This window comes from Fimbriimonas sp. LA-C6 (assembly GCF_055398105.1).
Map to the genome: position 1 here is coordinate 3,256,169 of NZ_AP038796.1, position 17,114 is coordinate 3,273,282.

Below are 17,114 nucleotides of genomic sequence, written 5' to 3' on the forward strand. Positions count from 1 at the left end.
GTGCTGCATTTGGTTGTAACCCGTGTAGCATGGACTTGATGAACGTGCAAACATATCTGTTCTTTGAGGGCTGCTGCGAGCAGGCTATTCAACTCTATTGCGCAAGTCTTGGTGCCGAGGTGATGCATCTAAGTCGATTCGCAGACGCTCCTCGGCCACTTCGGGCCACGGCACCAGATGAGATGGTATTTCACAGCACGCTCCGGATTGGCGAGACCTTCCTTAACCTGTGTGACGACCCGAAGATGGAAAGAGGTTCGTTTGGAGGCTTCGCTTTGTTGGTTCACTTTAATTCTCCCGAGGATCTGGATGCGGCGGCAGACGGTCTCGCACGGTCTGGCAGCGTTGATATGGCTGCCCAGCAGACCATGTGGGCAGATCGCTATGCGATCGTGACCGACGCGTTTGGCATTACCTGGAAGTTGCAGTACACAGCCTGATTGGGTGAGCTTAAGCAACATAGCGAATCCGGTGGTTGAAAATCACCTAAAGAAAGACGCGGTGTAGCCTCTACAGAAGGGACAGTTTCGACTATGATGCATTCAACATCCTTATCGTTGACTGCCCTAGTTTGATAGATAATTCGCTTTCAAACTAGACATTTCATCGTGCTCGACGGGCCGATGTTTATGAAATAGTCTCAACATTTTAACGACTATTTCCATTTCAAATCGAACAATCGTTCAATATTGAAACGTCTTTTGAATGAGTTCATGTTATTTACAGGTAACAGAGCTCCATCTGTTAAAAACTTGCGAGAAACCTGCGCATAGAGTACTCATGCGTAGGGTTTGCGTTAGATGAATACACTGAGTCTTAGTAATTGACATGTGCACTAGAATAGGTTCTAGCAACGAAGCACATTGAACCCATCCGTTATGAAAAAAAGTATCGTGAAATCTCATATCTGCCACCGTGCTCCTTCTGAAATGAAGCATCTGAGACGTCTCGCTGTGACCGGCGTTTTGTGCCTGCTGGCTACGTGTGCAGTCGCTGACAGCAAGTTGAACCGAACTAACGGGAATCCACTGATTCCCGGATACTTTGCAGACCCATGTATCCGCAAGTTTGGCGATACCTATTACCTTTATGCGACACCAGATGGATGGGGGATTGGTGAAGGGAGAGCGTGCACTTGGACGAGCAAGGATTTCGTCAACTGGACCCCTCATCTCTCCAACTGGCCGACAACACGAGAAAAGTGGGCTCCATCTGTGGTGTATGCCAACGGTAAGTACTACATGTACACGCAGGTGCCCTGCCAGATCTGGGTTGGTGTTTCAGATTCACCTTTAGGACCTTGGAAAAACCCACTAGGAGATCGACCGCTCGTCGACAACCAAGTTCCCAAAGGCACGATCACGCTGGATGGCGAAGTATTCATTGACGATGACGGGCAGGGATATCTCATGTACGGCACGTGGTGGACCCCCACCATCATGCGCCTCAACAAGGACTTGATCAGCTGGACCTCCGAGCCTATTCAGTACTTCAAACGAGATAACAACAAGACTCCAAACGGTTTGATTAAGGGGTGCATGGAAGCTCCGTACATGCTGAAGCGCGATGGGCTTTACTATCTCATGTACTCCGACATGTTCTGCGGCAACTCTACCTATCAGGTTAAGTACAGCACGAGTACTTCTCCCCTAGGGCCTTGGACATACGGTGAGAACAACCCGATTTTGGCGACCAATACGGACAACAGCGTGGACGGACCAGGGCACCACTCGATGCTCAAAGAGAAGGACCTCGACATCATGGTCTATCATCGCCACGACAATCCGCACCACGTGGATGGCAGCCACCGTCAGGTTTGCGCAGACTTCATGAAATTTGGACCCAAGGGGACGATCCTTCCGATGACGCCGAGCGAACATGGCATCGGATATCTAGCCCCCTCCACCGTTCGAGATACGAACTGGGTCGTGGACCCTTCCTCCCATGTGACGGCCACCGCCTCAAGCAGCATGGGTCCAGATTTTGGTCCTGAACAGGCAGCAGATGCGAACAACGGCACTCTGTGGAAAGCAAAAACCGCTCAATATCCTCAGTGGCTACAGATCGATCTTGGCAAGCCTCGCAGCGTCAAGCGTGTGGAAACCGATTTCCAGCATCCGCAGCTGGGCTACCGGTACAAGGTGGAGTCCTCAATGGATGGGCAGCACTGGGACACGTTTGTGGATCGCACGGCACCATCCGAATGGAAGCCAGCTGTGGATTCTGTCCAGACAGCTAAAACAGCTCGATACTTTAAAGTCACAATCGTTGGCGATGATGCTCCAGAAATGCCCATCAAGGAGATTGGGATCTGGAACGTGAAGTTGTATGACGGCGTCCCCAAGCCACTGGTAGCACCAGTTGTACAGGTACCCAAAGAGAAGAGCTGTTACGTCGATGCCCCACGCGTGCAGTTGGAGGGTGTTGTCCAAAACGGCGGGCTCCCCACCCAAGCCCGTTGGATCAAGCGAAGTGGGCCCGGCACAGTCTCCTTTACAGATGCGAACGAAGCAGACACCGTTGCCACTTTCTCGGCCGCTGGAAGGTATGAACTGGAACTGTCTGGGCAGAACCAGAAGGGCAAAGCTGCCGGAGTGGTGGTGGTCAACGTCAAAACTCCAGACCGTTCCGTGCTCGTGGATTATGACTTCAACGAAAAGCGCGACAGCCGAGTGATCGACCATTCGGGCTCTCAGCAGGATGGCCTGTTGGCAAGCGACGGCGATGTAAAGAACAACCCATCTCGCGTAACCGGTCTGTTCGGCGACGGTCTTGTTCTGGATGGTCTGAAAGGGTACGTTTCGATCCCAGGTCTTGGGTCGAGATCCACCTTATCCATGGGAATGTGGGTGAAGTTTGATGAACTTGACCACGCTGGTGTGTTGAGCTCCGCAGATGGCTCGGTGCGGCTTTCACTCCGCAATAGTGGCCAGTTCCAGTTGTACGTAAAGGGCAACAGTCCAGAGCTGATCACCTCGGACCTTGGCGACCAGCCTAACCTGATCGGGCGGTGGCATTACCTAGCGTTTTCGTACGACGAGAAGCAAAAGCGGGTCCGGTTCTCCATCGACGGCAAGCTCGGCGCGTGGCAGGAGTACACCGTAGCAGGTCCTTTAACGCTGACCTCCGGCGTGCGGATCGGGTCCGCCGGAACGGAACATCTCGCCGGAAAGATCGACTCACTGAAGCTGTTCCGAAACTCCCTTGAAGATGCTGAGCTGAAGTCCCTTGCGACAGCGCCCCACCTCGCGGAAGTAAGCGACGTGCTCCAACTGCCGGTTGGCTCCGCCGTGGATCTGCGTGGACTCTCAGTCACTTTTGCTCCCCGCGATGAGAACGACGTACGGACCACGAACTGGTTCTACGTAGCCGATTCGACCGGCAAGATGCAGACGATTTTGGTGAAAGGTCGCGGCGATTCTGCGCGAGAAGATTGGGGAGTAACGCTTCGAGGCACTCTCCAAAAAGATGCATCCGGAACGCCCTACATCGAACTCACCGACACCCCCGAGACTGAGTCCGCACCCGTTCTCGCTCCAAATAATGTTGGTTCGATCAACGACGCCAAGACCAAGCAAATGTCTGGCACGCCTATCCTCATCAAAGCGGTCGTCAAGTCGGTGGCGCAAGACCGGAAGGCGATGACCCTCTCTGACGAGCACGGCGACCAACTCGTCGTTCAGATCGAGGGAGAAGCGTTGGCCCGCATCATCGGTGTCGGGAACACAGTCGAAGTACTGGGTGTGATGTCTGGCACCGACCTGCATGCACGAAGCGTCCGACGCCTACTGCCAGCGATACCGCCCTTGGAAGACGGTCTTCTGGCTCACTTCAAATTCGATGAGAAGCAAGGAACCGTGGCGACTGATGACTCTGAGTCTGGGCTGACGGCAACCGTCAAAGGCGCTTCTTGGCAAGCAGGCAAGGTAGGCGGTGGCGTGGTACTCGATGGCACCAGCGGCGATGTCACACTCCCGAATATGGGAACTCACCGTGCGATCACCATCGCCGGTTGGGTCAGCCCCCACGTGTTCCGCGATTGGCAGGCGATCTTCCACACGGATCAGTTCGAGCCGAATCGAAAGCTGCACCTTTCGGTTCACCAAGATGGCGGACTGCTTCTGTCCGTCAGTGGCAACACCCCAGTCGACTTCCGAACTCGCCCCGCATTCGACGTTCATTCGCCGAATGTTTGGCGGCACATCGCGCTCACTTACGACGCTAAAACCCGTTCAGCCAAGATCTATGTAGACGGTGAACTCCTCGCCGACTTTAAGTACGCCCTGGCAAACTCGATCTCGTTGAGCGACGGTCTTCGCCTCGGCTCATGGGGCGGCGGAAGCCGATACTTTGATGGCGGCCTGGACGACTTCCGGTTCTACGGTAGAGCGCTAAGCGGTTCCGAGATCAAGCTCCTGATCAGCTCCGGAGCGAAGCCACTGGCAAGCAAAGACTGATCGCCTTGGATGTGAGATGGCAGCTTTAGAGGCCATCTCACATCGGATTTTTGAGAGACTTTAGGACCTGAGAATTCGATCCTTAACTTCGGAGTGTCATACTCCCGCTATGCCTCAGTGGACGGTCGAGCAAGTACTTGCGCTTGCTCCGGATGCAAGCTCGGCGTCTGCAGGCAAAGACCTCTCCAATCCCGTCAAATGGGCCTCTTCCGGATGCGATTCCCGCGCTGCCTGGGGAGAAGCTAAAGGAAGCGGAGCCAAGCCCTACCAAACCAGCATCGACCTCGCAGAGCCCGCTTTCAAGTGTACGTGCCCCAGCCGGAAGTTCCCGTGCAAACACAGCCTAGGCCTCTTCATCCAGTTCGCAAAAGGCGAACTCAGCAATGGGGATGCACCCCCGTGGGTCACTGAATGGCTCGACAAAAGAGCCGGAAAGGCAGAGGCTGCCCAAGTCAAAAAGACCGAGGCCGCTCCCGACCCGGAAGCCAAAGCAAAACGGTCTGCCAAACGCAGCGAGAACGTACTTCAAGGGTTCGAAGAGTGCGAATCGTTCCTCATGGACAGCGTTCGACAAGGTCTGCTAGCCAACACTTCTGATCGCGCCTGGAAGCAGATGGCAGCTCGTATGGTCGACGCACAAGCACCCGGTGTCGCCAGAAGACTCTTAGACATTGCCGACCTGATCGGAGTTGGCCCAACCTGGGTGGAGACCGTTTCCGCGAGAGTCGGACGTCTGTATCTACTCATCGAGGCGTTCCGAAGAATCGACACACTCGACGCCGATTTACAAGCCGAGGTGCGAACGCAGATTGGGTTCAACCTCAAGCAAGAAGACCAGCTCGGAGCGGAGTACTTTCCCGACCTCTGGCAGGTGGTTGCAGTGGCGAATGAGGTGGATGATAAGCTCAAGATCCGCCGATCGTGGCTTTATGGCGAAGGGTGTGGCAAATGGGCCATGCACCTGGATTTCTCCGTCGGAAATCAGTCCTTCAGCTACCTGCTCTCCCCCGGAACCGCAATGTACTCGGCCGCGCGCTTTTTCCAAAGCCCCACGCCTCTACGCGTAGCGCTGGAAGAGCAAGTGGGCGCTCCCTTCAGCTTCAAAAAGGCTCAAACGATCAGCCAATCGATATCGTCCTACGCAACGACCCTTGCGAAGAATCCATGGCTTGCGGTTTATCCCATGTTGATATCACCTGCTAGGCTTTCGCGGATCGATTCCAGTTGGTTCATCACAGATGAAGAGGGTCTGTCCGTCCCCATATGGCCAGGTTTTAAGCTTGAGTTGGAGCTTCTAGCGGTATCCGGTGCTGAGCCGTGCTGCATCTTTGGCGAATGGGACGGTCATGCCCTTCGCCCTCGGTCAGCTTGGGGTTCGTGGGGGTTCATGGGGCTATGAGCACGTGGAAGCAGTTGGCAACTCAGGCAGCCGTCGGAACCAAGAAGGTCCCCATTAACCTCGATCCGTCGCTGGCAGGCTACGGCGAAGGCAATCAAGAAAAGCAGCTGTTGGCAAGTCTTGGCCTCTCGGAACTCATGCAGTGCGCAGGATTCGAACCCCTCACCAGCGGTCCAAAGCCCGTGGAAGAGTGCCCCAAAGAGTCCAAGCCCATTTGCCTGAAGGCAGTACAACCCCTGAAGGAGGCTTTTGAGAACAACCTAAGCCCCGCCATTGAAGAGTGGCTTGAACTCGCTCAAAGAAACGACTTGGTCGCGCCGCCTGCCGTGCTGACCCTGCTGCTCGACCTAGGTTCCAAGTCGAGCAAATTGAGAGAACTGGTCCGCGCGGTACTTGGAGTTCGCGGACTCTGGGTCGCTGAGAAAAACGATGCGTGGTTCTATGTGTTTGAGCAGCAACCCAAGGTAATCGGAACCTTTGACGAGTTTGTAGCTTTGCAACGTATCGGACACAAAGAGTCGCGTCAGTTCTTAACAGAGCGCTGGTCTGAGTTTGCCATTCGATTGAAGGTCCGGATCCTTCAAGAAATGCGTCTCGACATAACGGTTGAGGACGAGCCTTTCTTGGAAGCCGCCTTATCGGATCCCAATAAGGATGTGAGGCTGCAGGCGGCGAAAATGCTGCAACTGATTCCCGGAAGTCGGCTGGTGAAGCATGCATGGGAAGCCGCTCGGCCCTGTGTTACCTACCAGCGCTCGCTCCTTCGGTCCAAGATGGTGATCGAACTACCGCGCAGCACTCCCGAGTTGGTGCGGGATGGGTTTGGTGATTACGACCCGAAAAAGGTGAAAGGCTACGGACAGCTCCTGTTAGAGGAGTTGGTATCTGCTGTACCGCCGAGCAATTGGAATCGCGAACTTCGCCTGGAACCCACCCCTATGCTCGACGCGATTGCTTCGGTCGCGGAGAAGGATGTGCTCACCAAAGCGCTCACCATTGCGACGCTCAAATACAAGGATGCCGACTGGGCCGAGGCTCTAGCCATCAAACATAGCTTCGAGCGAACACAGTTAGTCCAGCTACTCTCAGAAGCGCGTTTCGAGCATGTGATGTTGGAACTAGTGCAGTCTGCAAGCAGGTTGCCAAACCCGCTGGAGAGTCTCCACGCCCTTTGCGACCTTGGCAGAGCCTGGTCCCCTCGCGCATCGTTGGCTGTGTGGCACGTTCTTGAGAAGTACCTGCGCACGCAGTCCAAGTTTCTGTATGAAGGGCAATACCTTCGACGATTTCCCCTACACTTCCATCCGTCGGTTTTTCCTCAGATCGATGGAGCGAAGATCGAACACGAACGCTGGCCCGAGATTTGGATTCATTGGGCTCACGTGATGAGAATCCGCACCGAACTGCACCAGTCTATCCAGTAGGCACCCACCCATGAGTAACGTTCTAAGACAACACGCCGAACAACAGTTCCAACACGAGCTAGAAGAGCTGTCGAAAGTCGATAACAAACAGCGACCGCCCAACTGGCGGCTCTCCCCATGGGCGGTGGTCACCTACATTTTGGGTGGCGAACTCTCCAATGGGTTTAAGGTGACTCCCAAGTATGTGGGGCGCAAGAACGTGGTGGAGGTCGCAACGGCCACCCTCGCAACAGACCGCGCACTCCTGCTGATCGGCGTCCCTGGAACGGCTAAGACTTGGCTCTCGGAGCATCTCAGTGCTGCCATCTCTGGAGACTCCACGCTTCTAGTCCAAGGCACAGCCGGAACGGGTGAAGAGGCTCTGCGCTACGGCTGGAACTACGCCCGTCTGCTGAGCGAAGGACCCTCTCAGGCCGCTCTCGTTCCTTCACCCGTGATGCACGCCATGCGAGACGGCAAGATCGCACGCGTCGAAGAGCTAACACGAATGCCTTCCGATGTTCAGGATGCGATGATAACCCTCCTTTCGGAAAAAACGCTCCCGATTCCCGAGCTTTCCGAAGAGGTGCAAGCCACCAAAGGCTTCAACATCATCGCCACCGCAAACGATCGAGACCGAGGCATCAACGACTTGTCCAGCGCCCTTCGCAGACGATTTAACACCGTGGTACTCCCACTGCCCGACACGATTGAAGAGGAAGCCGAAATTGTTCAGTCTCGCGCTGCAAGCATTGGCAGAGCTTTAGAACTCCCCGCCGAGCCACCCGCGATGGAAGACGTTCGGCGCCTAGTCACGATCTTCCGCGAACTAAGAGATGGCGTCACCGCAGATAACAGGACAAAGCTCAAATCTCCATCGGGAACCCTCAGCACCGCCGAAGCCATCTCGGTGTTGAACAACGGTCAAGCCATGGCCGGCCACTTTGGCAACGGCAGGTTAAGAGCCTCCGATCTGGCCGCTGGATTAACAGGCGCAGTCATCAAAGATCCAACCCAGGACACTCTTGTTTGGAAGGAGTACCTGGAGACGGTCATGAAAGAGCGTGACGACTGGAAAGAGCTTTACCAAGCATGCAAACAGGAGCTGTAGACGCCACTCATAAGGTCTTCGGCATCCGCCACCATGGACCGGGTTCCGCCAGAAGCCTCCTTAAAGCACTGCGGGAGTTTCAGCCGGACGCCGTTCTCATCGAGGGTCCGTCGGAAGCAAACGATATGCTTTCGTTGGTTGCCCATCCGAAGCTTGTTCCACCCGTGGCGTTGCTCGCCTACGCGGTTGACAAGCCTCGTCAGGCTGCCTACTATCCTTACACAGAGTTCTCGCCCGAGTTTCAAGCCATTCGCTATGGCTTAGAGAACGATCTGCCGGTCCGATTTATCGACCTCGCGGCAAGCCACATCTTAGCCGTTCATCCAGTGGGAGCAAGGGGCCGTGACCCCATGGCAAGCATTGCCCTTGCCTCGGGAATGGAAGACGGCGAGCTCTGGTGGGACAGCATGGTCGAACACCGTCAGGACGCATCCGATCTGTTTGAGGCGATCCACGAGTTAATGGCCGCTTTGAGAGAATCTGAAGACGCTCAAAAGGATCTTGATCCAGAAGAACCCTACGAAGGAGATCTGATTCCAGTCCCGCGTCAGCAGTACGAGCAGTGGCGAGAAGCCACCATGAGGCAAGGGATCCGAGCCGCCCTCGCGGAAGGCAAGAAGCGCATCGCCGTCGTATGCGGTGCCTGGCACGCCCCGGCTCTCAGCAAACTTGGCCCAGAGTCGAAAGATAAGGCGATTCTTCGCGGAATTCCCAAGGTGAAGACGGCCGTGACTTGGGTTCCGTGGACCAACCAACGAATGAGTTCCTGGTCCGGCTATGGCGCAGGCATCGATTCGCCCGCCTACTACGAACTCCTCTGGAACACACCGAGCGAGAAAGTCACGTCCACCTGGATGCTACGCGCCGCCTGGCTACTGCGAGAGGAAGACCTCGATGCCTCGCCCGCAAGCGTGATCGAAGCAGTGAGATTGGCCGAGGCTTTAGCCGCAGTTCGCAACTACCACACACCGGGCCTCCAAGAGCTTGGCGAATCTGCTTACTCCGTCTTGTGCCAAGGCAACAGCGTCCCGATGCAGCTCATTAAAGACGCATTGATTGTCGGTCAAAAACTAGGGGCGATTCCCGACGAAACCCCCTTGATCCCGCTTCACGCCGACATCGCTGCTCAGCAAAAGAGACTGCGACTGAAGCCAGAAGCTTCCCAGAAGCAACTAGACCTGGACCTCCGCAACGAAACGGATTTGAGCCGAAGTCATCTCCTGCATCGGCTCCAACTGTTGGACATCCCCTGGGGATCAAAGGAACAAACGGGACCCAAGAAAGGAACGTTCCACGAGTATTGGACCGTCCAGTGGCAACCCGAGCTAGTGATTCCCATTATCGAAGCCAGCATGTGGGGCAATACGGTGGAAGACGCCGCCACAGCGAAGGCCATCGACTCCGCCGCAAGCGCGAAATCCCTCCCGGTGCTCACTGCCCTCATCCAAGAAGTACTGCTTGCCGAGCTACCACAGGCAGTAGACCCAGTGGTCCAGCGTTTGCAGGATGTCTCAGCAGTCGCCCATGACGTCGCAGATCTCATTGCAGCGCTTCCCGCACTAGCGAACATCACTCGGTACGGTTCCGTGCGACGTGTAGACAGCTCACTCGTGGAACCTCTCATGTGGTCGGTCTTTGCAAGAATCTGTATCGGTCTACCTGCCGCTGGCATGGGAATCAGCGAAGACGCAGCCTCACAAGTAGTAACCCAACTCGATGAGGTCACCCACGTGGTCCGGACCATCGATCAACCCCAGATGACCAAGGATTGGGTGGACGTTCTTGTGAGAATGGCAGACCTGTTGAACGGCAACATGGTGGTTACCGGAAAGGCCGTACGGCTGCTGTTCGATTTCCGCGAGATCGATTCAAAAGAAGCCGCCCTCAGATTAGGACAAGTCTCGTCACCTGGGACCTCGGCCATAGAAGCCGCTAGCTACATAGAGGGCTTCCTTCACGGTTCAGGGGCCATCATCCTTCACGAAAAAGAGCTGCTGAAAATCATGGACGAATGGCTCTGCGGTCTAAGCGAGGAAGACTTTGAAAAGACACTCCCCCTCACGCGTCGCACCTTCGCACTGTTTGAGAAAGCCGTCCGCAGGCAGATAGGGCAATACATCGTCGGTGCTCAATCAACTCACTCACACAGGGTAAGCAGCATCAACGAAGAACGCGCACAGTTGGTCATTCCGATAGTGCGGAAAATTCTCGGGTTGGAGCCAGTTTTATGAACGAGCAGGAAAGAGCAACACGATGGCGTCTGGTGCTGGGTGGCGAGCAGGCAGATGGAACTGGCATCCAACTCCGTGACCGGCAAGCCAACATGGACCGGAGCCTGGATGCGCTCTACGACTCAGATCGCAAGGGCGGCCTTGGACCATCCTCACCCAACGTAACTCGCTGGCTTGGCGACATCCGCGAGTACTTCCCACAATCCATTGTCCAGGTTCTGCAAAAGGACGCGCTCGATCGCTTGGGCCTCCACCAGATGCTTCTAGAACCCGAGAGCTTAAGCGCCGTGCAACCCGATGTCCACTTGGTGGCGACGCTCCTCACATTGAGCGGAGCAATCCCAGCAAAAACCCGCGACACAGCCAGACAAGTCGTGAGAAAAGTTGTGGAGGATCTGGAGAAAAGGCTCGGAGCAGCCCTACGTCAGGCCGTAACTGGAAGCCTAGCGAGGTCGGTACGCAACCGCCGTCCGAGGCTGAACGAGATGGACTGGAACCGCACGATCCGAGCCAATCTGAAGAGCTACCAGCCCGAATATAAGACCATCATCCCCGAGATTCGCATCGGTTACGGTCGAAAGGGTCAGGCGCTCAAGGACATCATTCTCTGCATCGATCAGAGCGGGTCCATGGCGACTTCCGTGGTGTATTCGGGCATTTTTGGAGCGGTGTTGGGGTCCATCAAGGCCGTTAAAACAAGCATCGTTCTCTTCGATACGTCCGTGGTGGACCTTACCCACGTGCTTCAGGACCCCGTGGAGCTGTTGTTCTCAACCCAACTGGGTGGAGGCACCGACATCGAGCCAGCGCTCACCTACTGTCAGTCACTTGTAGGCAGTCCAAGGGACACAATCTTAGTGCTGATCAGCGACCTTTACGACGGTGGCAACATCCAGCAAACCCTTAAGAAGGCCGCCGAGTTAAAAGCTGCTGGTGTCACTTTCATCGTACTCTTAACTCTCAGCGACGACGGCAAGCCATTCTATAACCATGAAGTTGCAGCGCACCTACAAAGCATAGACATTCCCGCCTTCGCCTGTACCCCCGACCGCTTTCCCGAACTGATGAGCCTCGCAATACGGCAGCAAGACCTGTCGGGATTTGCCTAATAGGAACTCGTTCCAGCGTTATTAGGCGCTAAATGCAATAGCCACAATATCGAGACCTCGGGCCGACTTTGTGGTAGGTTGTTTTGAACAGAGTCTCTCCTGTTAATGGTAGCAGGGTGTTCTCCTCTATGGACTAAGAGACACCGTCACCCGCACAGAACTGGAGTACAAAATGAAAGCTAACAACCTGAGTCGGCTCGCCCGCGCTTCCTTCGCCATTGGCATGCTTATCGCCGGTGCGAAAGCTCCTGCAGACGAATTCGGTGGCGTGGTTTTCAAAAAGCCTGTTGGCTGGGAAGCTACTCCTAAAAAAGACGTTGTCATCTTAACCTGCTCTGCAGCGACAAAGGGCAATGCCCTTGTTGCAGTTGTTTCGCGTGCCATGCCCGTTTCTGCAAACGGGGTTAAGAGTGACTTCGATCGGCTCGTCGCAAACACAGAGAAGGACGCTAAGAGCACGCTTGGCGACGTGAGCGAGACCAAGAAGAACGGCCTCACGTACCTAACTCGCTCGGCAACCACCGATGACAAAGACGGACTGATCAAGAAGCTGTACTTGTTGGTGTCCGATGACAAACACATCGCTTTCATGGTGGTCATCAGCCAAGGGGAGAAGACCATGGATACTCAACGCGAGGCCATTCAATTGCTCCTCACCACCCTGCAGCCGAGTCAGCCAGAGAACAAGGCCGCAAGCGGTGTGCCCTATGCGGAAGTCGATGCGAACATGGGGGATGTCAAGTGGCGACCGAGTGGACGCGGCACCGCCATACCTGCAGCCAAGCTCGTGAATGGCCAACCTCAGGGCTTGTGGTGGACCTATTCGACAAACAATCTCCCAACCCCCCAGAACCACCTATTCCTCCCGGATCACACGCTGGTGATGTACCCCCAATTAGGCGGCCCAAACCTGTTCGACATGCAAGCCGAAACCCGCCACACCAGCGACTATGTCGGTAAGTGGGAGATCTCTGGTGATCGCATGGCGCGCACGTACCATTCAGGAACGACCACAACGCCCTTCACAGCCGGACGCGACCAGTACGGGGAAACTTTCAAAGCAGGTCGGGACGTGTTCCGACCCTGCACTCCAGTTTCCGCTAAGGCCCTGGTTGGCGAATGGGAGATCAAAGGCACCGGCTCATTTGTGTTTGGTGCGGACGGATCCGTTTCCATGTTTCGCGGCCTTGTAGGCTCAATAAAGGATCTCGACTACACGGGCCCAGATATCCTACACGGCACCTATTCCGTACATGGCTACCTGCTCGTGCTCAACTTAGGCGCTGAGAGCTACCGGGTGTACGACTGCTACATGGCGCAGCCTGGCATGCTTGCAATAGGTGGCTACTTCTACTTGCCCAAACGAACCCACGGATGATCGGTCGGACGTTTCGTTAGCCCCCAACTGTTTTTTGCTAATTGGAGTGTGTTTATAAAATGAGAACTCGTTGCAGTCATTGGTTGTTTCGGTTTGCACTAGCTGGCATCGCATTCGTTGCTAGTACTCAGGCTTATGCCGACGAATTTGGCGGTGTCTATTTCAACAAACCCGCGGGCTGGGAAGCTAAGCAGGGCAAAGACGTTGTCATATTGACCTGCCCGCCTTCCGCCAAGGGTGAAGCCCTCGTCGTGGTGATCTCACGTGCCCTCCCGGTTTCCTCAAAGGGCGCCAGCAGCGATTTTAGCAAATTGATCGCCAGCTCAGAAAAGAAAGCCAAGAGCAAGATGAGCGAGGTGGTCGAGTCGAAAAGTGGCGGCCTCACTTACCTTGCACAGACGGCAGTCACCGACGATATCGCTGGCCCCATCAAGAAGCTCTACGAATACGTAACCGATGGCAAGCTGAGCGCTTTCATGGCGGTCGTCAGCCAGGGCGACAAGACCATTGCAGCCCAAGAAAAGGAACTCCTGTCGCTCGCCACGACTCTGAAGCTAAAGACAACCGAGAACCAGACAGACCAAAAATCCGACGGTGGTAACTCAACAGTAGAGTTGCCTCCTCTCCTTGGCACCTCCAAGGGGCAGACAGGTGGGAGCACGGGTAACGCAGCTTCACAAATGTCCGCATTGGCTGCCCAACTGCAAGACGCCAGCAAGGACCCAGTTCCCATTTTTACCGAGATGGCGCGGTTGGCCGGTTTCACCATCCGTAAAGAAGATCACACAAAGATCGCAGACCACGCTGGCACCGTTGACCTAAAACTCGCCCTCACCGATTACGAGATTCAGACGTTTAGTGCAATGGATCGGAAAGGAAACGGCTGCCGCTTGGGCAACCTGTGTTCGGCATTTGATTCCCTTCTGAAGTACGGCAAGGTCGATATCAAGACCCTGCCGCTGGTCCGGCAATGGCTGATCGACGGCACGCTTGCAGATAGCAAAGAGACTCGAATGAGCGCGCTGTTCGTCACGCTGCTCGCATCCCGGCACACCAATCCAGCCGACACACTCTTTAATGCCGACGCCTACGTAGACCCGCTGGAAGCGTTGGTGATCACCCGAGTCATCACCTCGGAGATCGCCTTCGCAGCAAAGCAAAAGGCGAAGCCTGCCCTAGTAAACGTCTTCCCGTACGTCAACGAGAATCTGCTCGCCTCAATCCTGCCCGTAGCTCCGCCTGCTGCCTCCGACTACCTCCAGGGCTGGCAGGAGGATGGTTTCGTCGGCTCGGTCACAACCCTCGTCTCATTTCTTCACGACCACTACGGCCCAGAGGGTCTGAGCAATGCTGTCGGCCTAGCCAACCTGGCTAACGCCATCGTGAAGTTTATCGAGACTTACGCCGGTCTCGTATCCTCCATCGAAGTCGAGGGGGGACAGCCGCTCGTTCGCACCCAGGACATGGTGGCTGGCAAGGAAAAGACCCTGGTCGGAAAAGTCAGACTCGACCCAAACATGTACGCCAACTGGATGAAGGACGCCCGAGTCGTCGCCGGCTTCCTGGGCTTCGACATGGACATGCCCCAGACGGGTGCCTTGAGCGACGTCCAAACTGCCTGGGAAATCGTGGAAAACGGTTCGGCACTCAAAAACACGGGCATCGTTCAGTGGAAAGAGAACGGCAACCCTTCCAACGTGCCAACCAATTCGAATGGAGAGGCGCGAGTCAAAGTGGAAGGTTGCGCTCAGAGCAAAGACCTAGACCCGGCTCTGATCCGCCCTGCAATGAAGTCCGTGATCGTGCGAATGACGCCAGAAGTGAAAAAGAACGGCGACGTCTCGCAGGATCTCACCGACGCGATTTTCGGTGCCATGGGCTTTAAAGACGGACCCAATCCAGCGGGATTCATCGGGCCGCTCATGGAGTACCTCTACCGCTTAAAGTGGGCAGGCACATCCGAAATTACGCTCCAAGTCAAGGACTGGGAGCCAAATGCGGCCCGGGTGGGCCTCCATCTCAAAATAAACGGAGCGGAGAGCAGTAGCAAAAGCGGAGAAGCCATGCAGACCGTCCAGTCGACCATTATCAAGAGGTCACTCAGTATCGAGAACCTAATCATGACATTGGACGAGCCGTTCGAGAGGCCGACCATCGATCCCCAAACGCTCAGCCAACTTCCCGCAGCTCAACGTCAACAGATCCTCGATACCATCAAACAAGCGAATACAATCGAGCGGAATTACACTTTCAAGCCATCACCCAACGGCCCCGGTCTGGTCACCTTCAATGTAAACGACTCGTATGGCCGTACAACTACAGAAGACATCTGCGAAAAAGACACCTCATCCACCCGCCTCGCCAATGTGGGTTCGCTCTATCTTCCTGTTGGCGCCAGCGGCGCCATAGGCAGAGCCTTTGAATGCACGATTCTCAAATCAGCAGATGCGGATGAGGCTTACATAAAACTCGAAGTCGTCACCGGCCAGGCGACAGCATATGAAGACACGCAAAACGGCAAGATAAGAGCCCACTCGGAAAAACCGACGCAAGTGTTCTTGTACGATCGCATCCGTATTGACGGGGTCGATCCTCTCAAAGGCATCAAGGTAAAGCTAACTGGATCCAATAAACAGGCGGACGGAACCTTCGCTCGTTATGATGGAATCGCAACTCTGACATTCCACTTCGGCAGCAGCATGAACTCGAAAGGCACAGCCGTACTCACCATTGGAATGGACATGCCCCCGTCTAAAAAGAAGAAGAAGTAACCATAGACATATCCAGACGACAACTCATCGGCGGGATGGCCGCGTTCGTGGCGTTCCGTAACACCACGTTACGGGACATCGCCATCCTGTCGACGGATGTCCCCGATCCCACAGACGAGGCGTATTGGACGCAGTTTCGCTCGGCGTTCACCATCCCCTCCGACATCATCGTGTTCAACCACGTGGGCGTGAACCCGCCGCCCAAAGTCGTGGAGGAGGCGATGGCGAGGGAGAGCCGACGCGCAGCCGCAGACCCCAGCTACATCATGTGGCGCAAGCAGGACCACGAGTTAGAGGGAGTGCGCAAAGACTTGGCCGCCATCATCGGCTTTTCCGCGGAGGAAGTGGCCCTCGTCCCCAACGCGACATACGGCCTGCACACGGCCATCAGCGGGGTAGATGCCGTTCCCGGTGACGAAATCCTGCTGACCTCCCAGGAATACCCACGTGCCTTCACCGCCGCCGACCAGCGTTCCCGCCGTCACAAAACGGTGGTCACCACCGCCGACCTAGGCGGCGAGCCGCTCCCAAACGCAGAACTTCTCAAGCGAATTACAGACAAGATCACCGGTAAGACCTGCTTGGTGGTGTCCTCTCATGTCACGTTCTTGTTGGGTCAAATCTTGCCAGTCGGAGAGATCGGCCAGCGGTGCGATACAGCCAAGATTCCCCTGCTCGTCGACGGCGCACAGTCAGTCGGCATCCTTCCACCAGACGGCAAGCCTGCCATCTACGCAGCGTGCCTGCACAAGTGGATGATGGGCCCCGTGGGAACCGGAGTCCTAGCGGTGCGGCGCGACTGGATGGACAGGATTTGGCCGCTCAACCCCTCCGATTTCGACCTCCACGGCAAGATCAGCCGTTTCGAGCAGCGAGGCACCCACTCCATCGCCCCCTTCCTGGCGCTCAAAGAGTCCATCGAACTCCACCACCGCCTCGGCGCCAATACAAAACTGGCCCGTCTCCTCCACTTACGCTCGGAGATCGTCCGCCAACTCGATGGAGTCCGAGGCATAAACTTCCTGAGCAGCATGGACCCTAAGGTATGCGCACCCTTCCTGACGCTCGCCGTAAACGGCGTAAAGCCTCCGGATCTGGCCAACACGCTTCTGACGAAATACCGCATCCACGTAACAACCGCAAATCGCCAGGACGTGGCAGGCATCCGAATCTCGCCGAACTTGTTCACATCACTCGCAGAGGTCTCCCAACTGGTACATGCCCTCCGAGAGATCAGCAAATCCGCCACCTAAGC

The 17,114-nt window shown here is 55.7% G+C and carries 10 protein-coding genes; all 10 read left to right on the forward strand.

Annotated features, from left to right (window positions below):
- Positions 1–38 precede the first annotated feature (38 nt).
- The 10 genes from ACZ51B_RS15110 (at position 39) to ACZ51B_RS15155 (ending at position 17,112) form a co-directional block, all read left to right on the forward strand.
- Positions 39–440, forward strand: coding sequence for a VOC family protein (locus ACZ51B_RS15110; RefSeq protein ID WP_464294169.1), 402 nt, complete (start codon positions 39–41; stop codon positions 438–440).
- Positions 441–893: 453 nt separating this feature from the next.
- Positions 894–4,457, forward strand: a complete 3,564-nt coding sequence (locus ACZ51B_RS15115; protein ID WP_464294170.1) for a family 43 glycosylhydrolase — start codon at positions 894–896, stop codon at positions 4,455–4,457.
- Between the two features lie 109 nt (positions 4,458–4,566).
- Complete coding sequence (locus ACZ51B_RS15120; protein ID WP_464294171.1) at positions 4,567–5,856, forward strand: SWIM zinc finger family protein; 1,290 nt, start codon at positions 4,567–4,569, stop codon at positions 5,854–5,856.
- A complete protein-coding gene (locus tag ACZ51B_RS15125; RefSeq protein ID WP_464294172.1) occupies positions 5,853–7,280 on the forward strand; it encodes a DUF5691 domain-containing protein in 1,428 nt (475 codons plus the stop codon). Before ACZ51B_RS15120 ends, ACZ51B_RS15125 begins: the two co-directional genes overlap by 4 nt.
- Before the next feature lie 10 nt (positions 7,281–7,290).
- Complete coding sequence (locus tag ACZ51B_RS15130; protein ID WP_464294173.1) at positions 7,291–8,370, forward strand: ATP-binding protein; 1,080 nt, start codon at positions 7,291–7,293, stop codon at positions 8,368–8,370.
- Positions 8,352–10,601 (forward strand): DUF5682 family protein, encoded by a 2,250-nt coding sequence (locus ACZ51B_RS15135; protein ID WP_464294174.1) that lies wholly within the window; start codon positions 8,352–8,354, stop codon positions 10,599–10,601. The genes ACZ51B_RS15130 and ACZ51B_RS15135 overlap by 19 nt, the downstream gene beginning before the upstream one ends.
- A complete protein-coding gene (locus ACZ51B_RS15140) occupies positions 10,598–11,710 on the forward strand; it encodes a VWA domain-containing protein (protein WP_464294175.1) in 1,113 nt (370 codons plus the stop codon). The genes ACZ51B_RS15135 and ACZ51B_RS15140 overlap by 4 nt, the downstream gene beginning before the upstream one ends.
- 172 nt (positions 11,711–11,882) lie before the next feature.
- Complete coding sequence (locus ACZ51B_RS15145; protein ID WP_464294176.1) at positions 11,883–13,088, forward strand: hypothetical protein; 1,206 nt, start codon at positions 11,883–11,885, stop codon at positions 13,086–13,088.
- A 59-nt stretch (positions 13,089–13,147) separates the two neighbouring features.
- Complete coding sequence (locus ACZ51B_RS15150) at positions 13,148–15,859, forward strand: hypothetical protein (protein ID WP_464294177.1); 2,712 nt, start codon at positions 13,148–13,150, stop codon at positions 15,857–15,859.
- Positions 15,860–15,894: 35 nt separating this feature from the next.
- Complete coding sequence (locus ACZ51B_RS15155; protein ID WP_464294178.1) at positions 15,895–17,112, forward strand: aminotransferase class V-fold PLP-dependent enzyme; 1,218 nt, start codon at positions 15,895–15,897, stop codon at positions 17,110–17,112.
- Positions 17,113–17,114 lie beyond the last annotated feature (2 nt).

Bases quoted from the DNA above. Each gene is read 5' to 3' on its own strand.
- ACZ51B_RS15120 (WP_464294171.1), top strand. From the start codon at position 4,567: ATGCCTCAGTGGACGGTCGAGCAAGTACTTGCGCTTGCTCCGGATGCA.
- ACZ51B_RS15145 (WP_464294176.1), top strand. From the start codon at position 11,883: ATGAAAGCTAACAACCTGAGTCGGCTCGCCCGCGCTTCCTTCGCCATT.
- ACZ51B_RS15130 (WP_464294173.1), top strand. From the start codon at position 7,291: ATGAGTAACGTTCTAAGACAACACGCCGAACAACAGTTCCAACACGAG.
- ACZ51B_RS15150 (WP_464294177.1), top strand. From the start codon at position 13,148: ATGAGAACTCGTTGCAGTCATTGGTTGTTTCGGTTTGCACTAGCTGGC.
- ACZ51B_RS15110 (WP_464294169.1), top strand. From the start codon at position 39: ATGAACGTGCAAACATATCTGTTCTTTGAGGGCTGCTGCGAGCAGGCT.
- ACZ51B_RS15155 (WP_464294178.1), top strand. From the start codon at position 15,895: ATGGCCGCGTTCGTGGCGTTCCGTAACACCACGTTACGGGACATCGCC.
- ACZ51B_RS15125 (WP_464294172.1), top strand. From the start codon at position 5,853: ATGAGCACGTGGAAGCAGTTGGCAACTCAGGCAGCCGTCGGAACCAAG.
- ACZ51B_RS15135 (WP_464294174.1), top strand. From the start codon at position 8,352: ATGCAAACAGGAGCTGTAGACGCCACTCATAAGGTCTTCGGCATCCGC.
- ACZ51B_RS15140 (WP_464294175.1), top strand. From the start codon at position 10,598: ATGAACGAGCAGGAAAGAGCAACACGATGGCGTCTGGTGCTGGGTGGC.